This is a genomic window from Cobetia sp. 1AS1 (assembly GCF_029846435.1).
Taxonomy (GTDB): Bacteria; Pseudomonadota; Gammaproteobacteria; order Pseudomonadales; family Halomonadaceae; genus Cobetia; species Cobetia amphilecti.
This window is the reverse complement of sequence record NZ_JARWKU010000012.1, coordinates 20,275-32,744: the sequence shown is the minus strand read 5'-3', so window position 1 is coordinate 32,744 and position 12,470 is coordinate 20,275. Positions and strand designations below refer to the sequence as shown.

At 63.8% G+C, this 12,470-nt stretch carries 11 protein-coding genes; all 11 read right to left on the bottom strand.

Features of this window, described 5'->3' with window-relative positions:
* Window positions 1-6: 6 nt before the first annotated feature.
* The 11 genes from der to QD280_RS16020 all read right to left on the bottom strand — a co-directional run bounded on the left by der (window position 7) and on the right by QD280_RS16020 (window position 12,394).
* Window positions 7-1,431: a ribosome biogenesis GTPase Der gene (gene der / locus QD280_RS16070; protein WP_043333806.1), complete on the bottom strand. Its 1,425-nt coding sequence runs from the start codon at window positions 1,429-1,431 to the stop codon at window positions 7-9.
* A gap of 392 nt (window positions 1,432-1,823) precedes the next feature.
* Window positions 1,824-2,984, bottom strand: coding sequence for an outer membrane protein assembly factor BamB (gene bamB / locus QD280_RS16065; protein ID WP_043333807.1), 1,161 nt, complete (start codon window positions 2,982-2,984; stop codon window positions 1,824-1,826).
* On the bottom strand, window positions 2,981-3,637 hold the full coding sequence (locus QD280_RS16060; RefSeq protein ID WP_043333808.1) for a tetratricopeptide repeat protein: 657 nt from the start codon (window positions 3,635-3,637) through the stop codon (window positions 2,981-2,983). The genes bamB and QD280_RS16060 overlap by 4 nt, the downstream gene beginning before the upstream one ends.
* Window positions 3,638-3,724: 87 nt before the next feature.
* Window positions 3,725-5,008, bottom strand: coding sequence for a histidine--tRNA ligase (gene hisS / locus QD280_RS16055; RefSeq protein ID WP_279840005.1), 1,284 nt, complete (start codon window positions 5,006-5,008; stop codon window positions 3,725-3,727).
* Window positions 5,009-5,120: 112 nt separating this feature from the next.
* Window positions 5,121-6,236 carry a flavodoxin-dependent (E)-4-hydroxy-3-methylbut-2-enyl-diphosphate synthase gene (ispG, locus tag QD280_RS16050; protein WP_043333809.1) on the bottom strand — a complete coding sequence of 372 codons (1,116 nt, stop codon included), beginning with the start codon at window positions 6,234-6,236 and terminating at the stop codon, window positions 5,121-5,123.
* Between the two features lie 11 nt (window positions 6,237-6,247).
* The gene (locus tag QD280_RS16045; protein ID WP_279840004.1) at window positions 6,248-7,291 is read right to left on the bottom strand and encodes a RodZ domain-containing protein; all 1,044 of its coding nucleotides are present in this window, start codon (window positions 7,289-7,291) and stop codon (window positions 6,248-6,250) included.
* Between the two features lie 337 nt (window positions 7,292-7,628).
* Window positions 7,629-8,510, bottom strand: coding sequence for a type IV pilus biogenesis/stability protein PilW (gene pilW / locus QD280_RS16040; protein ID WP_279840003.1), 882 nt, complete (start codon window positions 8,508-8,510; stop codon window positions 7,629-7,631).
* A 158-nt stretch (window positions 8,511-8,668) separates the two neighbouring features.
* On the bottom strand, window positions 8,669-9,826 hold the full coding sequence (rlmN, locus tag QD280_RS16035; RefSeq protein ID WP_043333811.1) for a 23S rRNA (adenine(2503)-C(2))-methyltransferase RlmN: 1,158 nt from the start codon (window positions 9,824-9,826) through the stop codon (window positions 8,669-8,671).
* Between the two features lie 354 nt (window positions 9,827-10,180).
* On the bottom strand, window positions 10,181-10,606 hold the full coding sequence (ndk, locus tag QD280_RS16030; protein WP_043333812.1) for a nucleoside-diphosphate kinase: 426 nt from the start codon (window positions 10,604-10,606) through the stop codon (window positions 10,181-10,183).
* Window positions 10,607-10,903: 297 nt separating this feature from the next.
* Window positions 10,904-11,230 carry an iron-sulfur cluster assembly accessory protein gene (locus tag QD280_RS16025; RefSeq protein WP_043333813.1) on the bottom strand — a complete coding sequence of 109 codons (327 nt, stop codon included), beginning with the start codon at window positions 11,228-11,230 and terminating at the stop codon, window positions 10,904-10,906.
* A 15-nt stretch (window positions 11,231-11,245) separates the two neighbouring features.
* The gene (locus QD280_RS16020) at window positions 11,246-12,394 is read right to left on the bottom strand and encodes an aminotransferase class V-fold PLP-dependent enzyme (RefSeq protein WP_225347262.1); all 1,149 of its coding nucleotides are present in this window, start codon (window positions 12,392-12,394) and stop codon (window positions 11,246-11,248) included.
* Window positions 12,395-12,470 lie beyond the last annotated feature (76 nt).

Sequence of the window (12,470 nt, the reverse complement as noted above, 5' to 3'; positions counted from 1 at the left end):
ACGCCATCAACGGCGCTGCTTGCGTTCCTTGCGAGCTTCCTTGGTGCGCGCCAGTGAACGCTCTTTCGCGCGCTCGCGGTCATCAGCCCCCTGGGCCCCATCGAAGGGGTTGTCGCCGGAGCGGAACTCGAAGCGCATCGGCGTGCCCTTGACCTTGAGTACCTTGCGGAAGGTGTTGGTCAGGTAGCGCTTGTAGGCTTCCGGCAGACGGTTGGTCTGGTTGCCGTGCACCACGATCAGCGGCGGATTGGCGCCACCCTGGTGAGCCATGCGCAGCTTGATGCGACGGCCGTTGACCATCGGCGGCTGGTGCGCCTGGGTGGCGTCCTGCAGCAAAGTGGTCAGACGCTTGGTCGACCAGCGGGCCACGGCGCTTTCGAAGGCGCGGTCGATGGACGGGTAGAGGTCACCCACCGCAGTGCCGTGCAGCGCGGAGATGAAGTGCAGGTCAGCGTAGTCGGCAAAGCCCAGACGACGCTTGATCTCGGAGCGCATCTTCTCCTTGGCTTCGCTTTCCAGGCCATCCCACTTGTTGACCACCAGCACCAGAGCGCGGCCGCTGGTCAGCACGAAGTCCAGCAGGTGCAGGTCCTGCTCGACCAGTCCCTGGCGGGCATCGAGCACCATCACGGCGACGTTGCACTTCTTGATCGCTTCCAGCGTCTTGATGATGGAGAACTTCTCCACCACTTCGCGCACGTTCTTGCGACGTCGGATCCCGGCGGTATCGACCAGCAGGTAAGGCTTGCCACGACGCTCGAAGGGGATCTCCACAGCGTCGGTGGTGGTGCCGGCCTGGTCATAGACGACCACGCGCTCCTCGCCCAGCAGGCGATTGACCAGCGTCGACTTGCCGACGTTCGGGCGACCGATGATGCCGATGCGCACGCCGCGATCATCCAGCTCCGGGTGCAGGTCCTCGTCTTCGCCTTCCTCGACTTCGGGGTAGGGCGAGAGCACCTCTTCCAGCAGCGTGGTGACGTTGCGGCCATGCTCGGCGGCGATGGCGCGCGGGTCACCCAGACCCAGGGTCCAGAAGTCGGACTTGCCGATCTCCTCGTCCATGCCATCGGTCTTGTTGACCACCAGCCAGGTCTTCTTCTGGTTGACGCGCAGGTGGTTGGCGATGGCCTCGTCCGCCATGTTCAGACCGGCGCGCGCATCGACCATGAACAGCACGATGTCGGCTTCGTCGATGGCGGCCAGTGACTGGCCGGCCATCATCAGGTCGATGCCTTCCTCGTCACCGCTGATGCCGCCGGTGTCGATGACGGTGTAGGGCTTGCCGCCGACCTTGCCGGTGCCGTACTTGCGGTCACGGGTCAGGCCGGGGAAATCGGCGACCAGAGCATCACGGGTCTTGGTGAGGCGATTGAATAGCGTCGACTTGCCGACATTCGGGCGGCCGACCAGGGCGATCACGGGGTTCATGGAATCTCACAGCATTCGCAGGGATAGCATCGATGCCGGCCCCGTACGGTCTGCTTCGAACCATGATGGCTGGAAAGCACCTTGTGCAGGCAGGGCGATAGCGATGATATCGGACTTGGGGCACTGGATGACGACGCAGGCGTCGCATGCATCCAGAATGGTCCGCCGACAGGGGGTTAGCACTGTCGGCGGAAAGATCTCGTGGCTGAATCAACGGCTGCGTCGTGCGGCAGGCCTGATCAGCGGGGGCAGCATTCTAGCATTGACAGGGAGTTGCTACCAATGGCGCATTACGACAACGGCAGCCAGGTGGCTGCCGTTGTCGTGACGAGGGCTGAGCGAGGCGCATGTCAGATTGCGGGGCAGGCTGACAGGCGCGCTCGATCAGTGGCTTACGGCGCTTCGAGATCCAGCGCCGTCAGCTCGCCATCGTTGGTGTAGACGTAGATGCGCTTGCCTTCGGTCAGCGGGGTGATGCTGATGCCATCGCCCCCCACGTCATAGCGGCCGGCCATCTCGCCGCTCTGGGCGTCGATCAGGTGCACATAGCCTTCGTAGTCACCGACCACCAGCTTGCCATCGACGAAGGCCGGAGAGGTCAGCCAGCGGCCTTCCAGGTCTTCGGACTTCCACAGCACGTTGCCCGTGTTGGCATCCATCGCCAGCACATGGCTGGCATTGTCGATGCTGAACAGGTAATCGCCGACCACGATGGGCGTCAGATAGCTGGAAGACGGCTTGTCCCACAGCGGCTCGCCGTTGCGGGCGTCCAGCGCGATCAGGCGACCGTTGTAGCTGGTGACGAACAGGCGACCATCCTGGGTCAGCACCGGCTGGCCATCGAGATCGACCAGCTGGTCCACCTCGGTACGACCGGCCGGCACGGCGACGCGCAGGTCCCACAGTTCCTGACCTGAGCGGTTGTCGAGCGTGACCAGCTTGCCGTTGGCGAAGCCCGCGAAGGTGACCGGCTGGATGACGCGCGGCGCGCCGGTGCCACGCAGTGTCAGGGCCGGAATCGTGGCCGAGTAGGCCCACTGCTCTTCGCCGGTGAAGCGATCAAGCGCGGTCACGGTGCCATCGACGCTCTGCACCACGACCAGTTCGTCGTTGTACTGCGGCGCGGCCAGTACTTCACTGGAGACACGCGTGCTCCATTCGATGCTGCCATCTTCCTGGCTGACGGCGCTGACCTTGCCATCGCGCGTACCGACGTACAGGCGAGAGGCATCGGCATTCAGTGCGCTGGTGATGCCAGCCGGCAACCGTGTCTGCCAGATGTCGTCGCCACTGTCGGCAGCGAGGGCTTCCAGCTCACCGCCTTCGGCACCGACGAACAGCTTGTCGTTGGCGAAGATCGGTGACAGCGGATAGTGGGCACGGCCCAGGCCATTGCCGACCGATTCGCTCCAGACGGAATCCAGCGCGACCTGGCGATCGAAATCGACCAGCTCCTTGGGCGCATATTCCGGTTGGGCACTGCTGGCACAACCGGCCAGCAGACTCACGGCCAGCAGCGAGGCCGGTACGCTCAGACGACGAGTGACGCTCATGAAGAAGACTCCGCAGCCAGATCGGCGAGTTTCAGGTCGAGACCGTAGACCGGCTGACCACTTTCCTGCGACAGGGTGCTGGCCTGCTGATAGGCGGCGATGGCCTCATCGCGCTTGTCCTGTGCGGCCAGGGCATCGCCGCGCACCGCAGCCGCCTGCGCTGCCAGCGGCGCCGGCGGGCTCTTGAGCAGGGCGAGTGCCGCGTCGTTGTCGCCGCGCTCGACATTGATGCGCGCCAGACGCAGGCTGGCCAGCCCCTGCAGGTAGCTGTCATCGCTGTTGTCGATCACGCTCTGCAGCGCCGTGGCGGCTGCGTCGAGATCGTTGGCCTTGACCGACATGCTGGCATCCAGCAGGTGCGCCATCTGGGTGTAGAGGCTGTCGCCGTGCTCGCTTTCCAGTTCGCCGATCAGCGTACGCGCCTGCTTGACGCCGGCGTCTTCCAGCTTGGGCTGGCTGACGAGGCTGATCAGTTGCTGGTAACGCACGGAGGCCGCTTCGGACTGGCTGGCGTCATAGTTCTGCCAGGCCTTGAAGGCAAAGACACCGGCGCCGGCCAGTACGACACCGGCAATCAGTGACTTGCCGTTCTCGCTCCACCAACGCTTGATGGCTTCAAGCTGTTCTTCTTCGCTTCTGAGCTCTTCCGCCACGGGCGGTCTCCTTGACCTGGCCGGCATGCCGGCACTTGCATTCGTGAGGCGGAGAGCTGGCTCTCCGCCCGATATTCATTGGCAGTCTCAGGCGCCGAAGACGCTGTCGAGACGTTCGCCCAGCGCACGCTGGTTCAGCGTTTCCTGGTCGCGTTCCTCGCGCAGGAACTTGAGCGCCACCGTGCCTTCGATGACTTCATTCTCACCGAGAATCAGCGCGATGCGAGCACCGCTCTTGTCGGCCTTCTTCATCTGGCTCTTGAAGCTGCCGCCACCGCAATGCAGCACCAGACGCAGATTGGGCAGGGCGGTGCGCAGCTCTTCGGCCAGACGCATGGCTTCGCCTTCGGCCTGCTCGCCCATCGACATCAGGTAGACATCGACGGTCTCGCGGACGTCCTGCGGTACCAGTTCCAGTGTCTCGAGCAACAGGATAAGGCGCTCGACGCCCATCGCGAAGCCGACCGCCGGTACCGGCTTGCCGCCCAGCTGTTCGAACAGGCTGTCGTAGCGGCCGCCGGCACACACGGTGCCCTGGCTGCCCAGCGCGGTGGTGGTCCATTCGAACACACTGCGCGAGTAGTAATCGAGGCCACGCACCAGGCGCGGGTTGATGACGTACTCGATGCCGGCGGCGTCGAGACGTGCCTTGAGGCCCTCGAAGTGCACGCGGGACTCTTCATCCAGATGATCCCCCAGGCGCGGCGCGGCGTCGACGACGGCGGCCATGTCCGGGTTCTTGGTGTCGAGGATGCGCAGCGGGTTGCTGTGCAGACGACGTGTGGAGTCTTCGTCGAGGACATCCAGGTGCTGTTCGAAGTATTCGACCAGCAGGTCACGATAGGCGGCACGCGCCTCGAGGCTACCCAGCGAGTTGAGCTCGAGCGTGACGTGCTCCAGCAGACCCAGCTGGCGCCACAGACGCGCGGAGATCAGGATCATCTCGGCATCGATGTCCGGACCTTCCATGCCGTAGGCTTCGACGCCCACCTGATGGAACTGACGATAACGACCCTTCTGCGGGCGCTCGTGGCGGAACATCGGGCCGGTGTACCACAGACGCTGGATCTGGTTGTGGACCAGGCCATTCTCCATCGCCATGCGCACGCAGCTGGCGGTGCCTTCCGGGCGCAGGGTCAGGCTGTCGCCGTTACGGTCGTCGAAGGTGTACATCTCCTTCTCGACGATGTCGGTGACTTCGCCGATGGAGCGCTTGAACAGCGCGGTCTGCTCGACGATGGGGGTGCGGATCTCGCGATAGCCGTACTGGCCCATCAGCGCTTCCACCTGGTGCTCGAAGTATTGCCATACCGGTGACTGGTCCGGCAGCAGGTCGTTCATGCCACGAATGGCCTGGATCTTGGTACTCAACGTTCTCTCCTGAATCCTTGCGCGTCTCCCCACGGCGCTCGCATGAGGTCATGCAGGCGGGTGGGGAGACGAAGGCGCGTCAATCATGACGCGCAAGCCAGCCGAGACAAGCTCAGCTCTGGCGGATGATAGTGTCGGCCTCACGGGCCTCTTTTTCCGCGACTTTGTCACGGATGAGTCGCTCAAGATCGTCAACCAGGGTGTCATTGGTCAACTTGCTGGCCGGCTTGCCGTCCAGGTAGACCAGGTTGGCGGGACTGCCGCCGGTCAGACCGACATCGGTCTCCTTGGCTTCGCCGGGGCCATTGACGACACAGCCGATGACCGAGACGTTCAGCGGCGTCATCACGTCTTCAAGACGTGTCTCCAGCTCGTTCATGGTCTTGATGACGTCGAAATTCTGACGCGAGCAGCTGGGACAGGCAATGAAGTTGATGCCCTTGGCGCGCAGCTTGAGGCTCTTGAGCATGTCGAAGCCGACCTTGATCTCCTCGACCGGGTCCGCTGCCAGCGACACGCGGATGGTGTCACCGATGCCGTCCATCAGCAGCATGCCCAGGCCGATGGAAGACTTGACGGTGCCCGAGCGCAGGCCGCCCGCTTCGGTGATGCCCAGGTGCAGCGGCTGTTCGATGCGCGCTGCCAGGTCACGATAGGCGGCGACGGCCATGAACACGTCGCTGGCCTTGACGCTGACCTTGAAGTCCTGGAAGTCGAGGCGATCCAGATGGTCGATGTGACGCATGGCAGATTCGACCAGCGCCGCCGGCGTCGGTTCGCCGTATTTCTTCTGCAGGTCCTTTTCCAGCGAGCCTGCGTTGACGCCGATGCGGATCGGGATGCCGTTGTCGCGGGCGGCGCTGACCACGGCGCGCACGCGGTCTTCACGACCGATGTTGCCCGGGTTGATGCGCAGGCAGTCGACGCCAAGTTCCGCCACACGCAGGGCGATCTTGTAGTCGAAGTGGATATCGGCGACCAGCGGGATGTTGCTCTGCTGCTTGATGCGACCGAAGGCTTCGGCGGCATCCATGTCCGGCACGCTGACACGCACGATATCGGCACCGGCATCCTCGAGGCGCTTGATCTGCGCGACGGTGGCGGCGACATCGTTGGTGTCGGTGTTGGTCATGCTCTGCACGGAAATCGGTGCATCGCCGCCGACGGCCACATTGCCGACATGAATCTTGCGCGAGACGCGGCGCTTGATGGGGGAGTGACTATGCATGGGATTCCGGATCATTCACCGAGGGTAAGTTTGGCGACACTGCCGCGCGTGACGCGCGTGAGGTCGACCGCTTCATTCATGTAACGCAATTCGACGCCAGAGGCATTGCCGATGGTCAGCGTGAAGGGCGGCTTGCCTTCCAGCGTCGTGCTGGTGCCGGCCTCGTTGTTGCCGCGCAGCAGGCGCTTGCCATCGGCATCACGAATGTCGGTCCAGGAATTGATGTTGAACGTCAATTCGAGCTTGCGCGGGTCTGCCGCCGGCGCAGCTTCTTCTGCTGCGCGCTCTTGTGTGGTGTCGGCACTGGCATCGGCGACAGCACTCACGTCAGCGGCAGCGGCGCTATCCGTGGCAGCGCCAGACGCTGACGTGCCAGCCTCTGCAGCGCCCGGCGTGGCCGCGGTTGCGCCTGTATCGAGCGCGTCAGCACTCTGCGCTGTCGCCTCGGAAGATGCTCCTGTCTCGACGGCAGACGCATCACCGGTGGCGGTAGCAGTGGAGGACGGCGCCGATTCGCTGGCAGAGGACTGCGAGAGCGAAAGCTCGATGGACCCATCGGCGTTCACGACCGGTGCGGCGTTATCCACATCGCTGCCACCTTCGAGGGCGGAGGTTTCCGCCGGCGAGGTGCGGCCATAATCGCCACTCTGCCACCACACGTAGCTGAGACCGATCAGACCGGCGATGACCAGCAGGCTGACGAGGCGGAACAGGTACTTGCCCATCTTGCCCGGTGGGCGCACCGACGGCGTGGAACTGGGGGTGTAGCGCTCGGCTTCGGTGGTGCCGAACTGGGCATTGTACTGCCCGACGATCGCCTTCTCGTCCATGCCCAGCAGGCGGGCATAGGCACGCAGATAGCCGCGACGGTACGCGGCGATGGGAATCTGGTCGTAGTGGTCGCGTTCCAGGTCATCGACCAGGCTGGGGCGCAGGTTGAGCTGTGTCGCCACCTCATCACGCGACAACCCCTGATGCTCGCGCTCCAGCTTGAGGCGCGTGCCAGGCAGTGCATCACTGGCGTGCTGATCAGGGGCGGGTTGATGTTCGCTCATGGCGCATCCTTGTAAGGAAAAACTGTCTACCGAACGCACATCCGGGCGCTCTTCCGGTACTGCGGGAAACTGCTCCTGACACTGATGCTGGAGCATGCTGACTGATGCTGTCGCGCGATTGGCCGGGTGCTGCACGACTCGTTGATCATCATGCGAGTGAGCAGCGTGAAAAGCGATGACCTCCCATGCCAATCGACGCGCACGAACACACGTTCGTCCGCGTCGGCACTATACCAAGCCCGCGCCGAGATTTTCACCGGCATTTCGGTCTTCTCGGTCCTGCTTGCAGCGACCCCGCCCATGAGATGGCGCCATCAGCGGCGTCGTTGCGCCTCGCTCAGGGAGTGCGAATCACCGCGCGACCGGATTCACGTGTCATGACCTGCTCCAGCTGACGGCTGTAGAGATCTGCCAGACGGCTGTCGCCGCGAGCCGTGGCCACATCGACGGCCAGGGCGAGACTGTCGCTATCGGTACCTGCCAGACGGAAGTAGCGGCTCAGCGCCGACTGGGCGGCGTCATTGTCGCCGGCGTCATGTGACATGCGTGCCACCGCCAACCAGGCCTCTGACTCACGCGGGTTGATCTTGACGGCACGCTCGAAACTCTTCGCTGCCTCGCTGGTCTTGCCCAGCTGCAACTGACAGCGGCCCAGATTGGTATAGAGCTGGCCACGATTGTCGTAGGTCAGGTCTTCCGCCGCGATCTCGAGCTGCCGACAGGCCTCGACGTATTCACCGCGAGAGTAGAGAAAGGCCGCGTAGTTGTTGCGCGCACGGGTAAAGGACGGATCGCTGGAAATGGCCTGATTGAAATAGTCATCGGCGAGCACGTTCTCACCCTGGCGCTGGTAGATCATCGCCAGTCCGGCCTTGGCCTCGGCATTGCTGCTCTGCAGTTTGAGTGCCTTCTGGAAGGCGCTGTCGGCACGTTGCAGCTGATTACGACCCAGATAGGCCTCTCCGAGTTCCACGTAGGCGTTCGAGGCCTTGTTGTCATCCGGCGGGGCGTAGGGGTCGTTGGTTTCCACGCGTGTCGCGCAGCCTGCGAGGGTCAGGCCGGCAAATCCGAGGCACAGCAGCAGGGCTCTGGTGCGGCGAGTGATGCCGCGAGCAGCGGTGCGGGTGTGGGAATCATGCTGGCAGGGGCCCTGTGTGACAGTGCCATGGGCGACAGGGTCATGCTCATTGGTGCGATGACGGGGCAGACGACTCGGCATGCAATCCTCGCGTGAATGAAGGCTCATGATGTGCCTGCGGGCGAGGGTCGCGGCAGGCAACAAAAGCGCCCCCATCAAAGCGCCGCACCTGCCACAAGTCAAGGTGGCAGGGCGGCGCATGGCTATGGCGATAGCGTCAGGTCAGGGCTGGCAGCCGCTCAGTCGGCGTCGAGCTGGATGGCGTTGATGTAACGCTCGGCGCGACGGGTGCGGTCCTTGACCTGACCGACCAGCTGGCCACAGGCGGCGTCGATGTCATCGCCACGGGTCGCGCGCACCGGTGCGGTGTAGCCCAGCTCATAGAGACGCTGCTGGAAGCGCATCACCTGGTTGCGTGACGGCTTCTCGTAACCGGAATGCGGGAACGGGTTGAACGGGATCAGGTTGATCTTGCACGGCAGCTCGTCGAGCAGCGCGGCCAGTTCCTCGGCGTGCTGGATCTGGTCGTTGACGTCCTTGATCAGGGTGTACTCGATGGTGACGATACGTGCGTCGTCACACTTGGCCAGGTAGCGATGGCAGGAGTCGAGCAGCGCGCGGATGTTCCACTTGCGGTTGATCGGCACCAGCACGTTGCGCAGTTCATCGTTGGCCGCGTGCAGCGAGATCGCCAGGCTGACGTCCATCTCGTCGCCGAGCTGGTCCAGCTTGGGCACCACACCGGAGGTGGAGAGGGTGACGCGACGCTTGGACAGGCCATAGGCGTTGTCGTCCAGCATCAGCTTCATGGCCGGCACGACGTTGTCGTAGTTCATCAGCGGCTCGCCCATGCCCATCATCACCACGTTGGTGACCGGACGCTTGCGGGTGTCCTTGCGGTCTTCGGCGCCACGGGTGGCGACCCACACCTGGCCGATGATCTCGGCGGCGGTCAGGTCACGCTCGAAGCCCTGCTTGCCGGTGGAGCAGAAGCTGCAGTCCAGCGAGCAACCGACCTGGGAAGACACGCACAGGGTGCGACGGTTGCCGTTCTCGGACGGGATCAGCACGGTCTCGACATAGCTGCCATCGCTGACTTCCAGTACCCACTTGCGGGTGCCGTCCTTGGACTCGCCTTCATAGACGATGCCCGGCGCACGGATCTCGGCGACCTGCTTGAGGCGCTCGCGCAGCGGCTTGGCGAGGTTGGTCATCTCGTCGAAGCTGTCGACGCCTTCCTGGTGAATCCATTTCATCACCTGGGTGGCGCGGAATTTCTTCTCGCCGATGCTCTCGAAGAAGGCTTCCATCGCCGGGCGCGGCAGGCCCAGCAGGTTGGTGAGCTTGACGGCGGCAGGGGCCGCGGCATCGGTGGCAGTTGCAGTGGTATCAGTCATGGTATGGGCCGGTCGTGTCAGGGATGGGCAGGCGTCACACAAAGGATAGACGTCTGCAGGGCGACGCTGTCAGCGGAGGTGGCGATGGCTCGCAGACCTCAAGAGGCTCTCATCATCAGCGCAGTGTGCGTGGGCGTCACATGGCGTGGGGAGAGGGCGCTGCAGCGGCTTTCAGAAAAGCGTATCGGACCTGCTCAAGCGTCGAATCTGCTTCAGGGGGTGCATGCTGTCGCGCGACGCTTCAGCACGTCCGATACCACGACGGCCCCGCCTCGCAGGCAGGGCCGTCGTGTCATGCACGGCTGAAAGGCGCGTGCCCCGAAGGGCCGGGCTTCTCAGTCGTACAAGGCGAAATCAGCCGCGCGGGCAGATTTCGTTGTCGCCGAAGAAGTAGGCGATTTCGCGAGCAGCAGATTCCGGCGCGTCAGAACCGTGAACGGCGTTGGCGTCGATGGAAGTGGCGAAGTCTGCACGGATGGTGCCGGCTTCTGCTTCCTTCGGGTTGGTAGCGCCCATCAGGTCGCGGTTCTTGGTGATGGCGTCTTCGCCTTCCAGCACCTGGATCATGACCGGGCCGGAAGTCATGAAGCCGACCAGCTCACCGAAGAAGCCACGTTCGCTGTGCTCAGCGTAGAAGCCTTCGGCCTGTTCCTTGGACAGGTGAACCATCTTGGAAGCGACGATCTGCAGACCGGCCTTCTCGAAGCGAGAGTAGATTTCGCCGATCACGTTCTTGGCAACGGCATCCGGCTTGATGATGGACAGAGTACGCTGAGTCATGGTGAATCTCCTGAGACAAGCTTTGAAGAGCCGCACGGCAGATGCCGAACGGCGGAAAACGGGCTCTGTCGGCATGCGCGCGACAAAAGTGGGCGGCATTATAGCGGCAAGTGCCACCGGCTGCATCCATCATGCCTGAGTCGCATGACGCACAGATGGCAAGCGCCTCGTCGGCATGGGCTGGCGAGGCGCTGAGGGTCAGCTCGGACGTTGAGTCTGGCCTGGACGCTGAAGCTCTGTTTACAAGCTGAAGCCAGTCTCAGACGCTGAAGCCTGGTCTAGACGCTGAAGCTTGGTCTACACGCTGAAGCTCTCGCCACAACCACACTCGTCCTTGACGTTGGGGTTGTTGAAGCGGAAGTAGCGGTTCAGGCCGTCCTTGACGTAGTCCACTTCGGAGCCGTCGAGCACGGTGAGGGCTTCGGTGTCGACATAGACGGTAGCGCCGTGATCGACGAAGACGGCGTCTTCCTCGTTGACCTCGTCAGCGAAGTCGAGCACGTAGCTGTAGCCGGAGCAGCCGCTGGGCTTGACCGAGACACGCAGGCCAAGGCCGTGGCCGCGCTCGGCCAGCACGACGCGGATCTGGTCGGCGGCGGAGGAGGAAATCGACAGATGTGCCATGAGCAGTCTCCCGGGTCAGGCGCGCAGCGACGTCAGGGCATGCCTGAGTTCGCCGAGCGCGGATTCGATGTCGGCAGCGGTGGTGAAACGACCGAAGCTGAAGCGCAGTGATGCCAGCGCCAGCGGACGGGGCACCCCGATGCCGGTGAGGACGAACGACGGTTCGACACTGGCGGAATTGCAGGCCGAGCCGGTGGAAATCGCGATGCCGCGCAGCGCCATCAGCATCGCCTCGCCATCCACGCCCTCGAAGGCGAGATTGACGATGTTGGGCGCGCTGACCTCTATATCGGTATTGAAGTGCACGCCTTCAAGGCCGGCAAGCCCGGCGACGAACTGATCACGCAGCGCGACGAGGTGCTGGTGATCGGCGTCGAACTGCTCGGCGCTCAGGCGGTAGGCCTCGCCCATGCCGACGATCTGATGGGTCGGCAGGGTGCCGGAACGCATGCCGCGCTCATGACCACCGCCGTGGATCAGGGCATCGACCTTGATCTGCGGCTGGCGACGCACGTACAGCGCGCCGATGCCCTTGGGGCCGTAGGCCTTGTGGGCGGACAGCGACAGCATGTCGATGGGCTGACGGCTGACATCGATCTGCACCTTGCCGGGCGCCTGGGCGGCATCGACATGGAAGGCCGCGCCATGCGAGTGGGCGATGTCGCCCAGCGCATCCAGGTCATTCAGGCTGCCCAGCTCGTTGTTCACCGCCATCAGCGATACCAGGATGGTGTCGCTGCGCAGGGCGTCGCGCAGGCTGTCCGGGCTGATGCGGCCGTCAGGCTGCGGCGCGATGCGCGTCACCTCGAAGCCTTCCGCTTCCAGCGCACTGGCGGTATCCAGGATCGCCTTGTGCTCGATGGTCGAGGTGATCAGATGGCGGCCACGCGCGGCATTGGCACGCATGTAGCCGGTCAGCGCCAGATTGTCGGCTTCGGTAGCACCGCTGGTCCAGACGATCTCGCGCGGGTCGGCACCGATCAGTTCGGCGACCTGACGACGCGCGCCCTCGACGGCCTGCTCGGCCAGCCAGCCCGGCATGTGACTGCGCGAGGCCGGATTGGCGAAGGTGCCGTCCTGCGTCAGGTGACGCATCATCAGCTCGGCGACGCGTGGGTCGACGGGCGTGGTGGCGGCATAGTCAAGGTAGATCGGCTGGGACATGGTGACTTCCTGAAGACACGACAGACAGTGATGACGGTGAACGTGATGAAGGCGATCTCGAAGGCGATGGGGCGCG

Coding starts and splice junctions, on each gene's coding strand:
- der (WP_043333806.1), bottom strand. CDS start 1,431: ATGAACCCCGTGATCGCCCTGGTCGGCCGCCCGAATGTCGGCAAGTCG.
- bamB (WP_043333807.1), bottom strand. CDS start 2,984: ATGAGCGTCACTCGTCGTCTGAGCGTACCGGCCTCGCTGCTGGCCGTG.
- ispG (WP_043333809.1), bottom strand. CDS start 6,236: ATGCATAGTCACTCCCCCATCAAGCGCCGCGTCTCGCGCAAGATTCAT.
- QD280_RS16045 (WP_279840004.1), bottom strand. CDS start 7,291: ATGAGCGAACATCAACCCGCCCCTGATCAGCACGCCAGTGATGCACTG.
- pilW (WP_279840003.1), bottom strand. CDS start 8,510: ATGCCGAGTCGTCTGCCCCGTCATCGCACCAATGAGCATGACCCTGTC.
- rlmN (WP_043333811.1), bottom strand. CDS start 9,826: ATGACTGATACCACTGCAACTGCCACCGATGCCGCGGCCCCTGCCGCC.
- ndk (WP_043333812.1), bottom strand. CDS start 10,606: ATGACTCAGCGTACTCTGTCCATCATCAAGCCGGATGCCGTTGCCAAG.
- QD280_RS16025 (WP_043333813.1), bottom strand. CDS start 11,230: ATGGCACATCTGTCGATTTCCTCCTCCGCCGCCGACCAGATCCGCGTC.
- QD280_RS16020 (WP_225347262.1), bottom strand. CDS start 12,394: ATGTCCCAGCCGATCTACCTTGACTATGCCGCCACCACGCCCGTCGAC.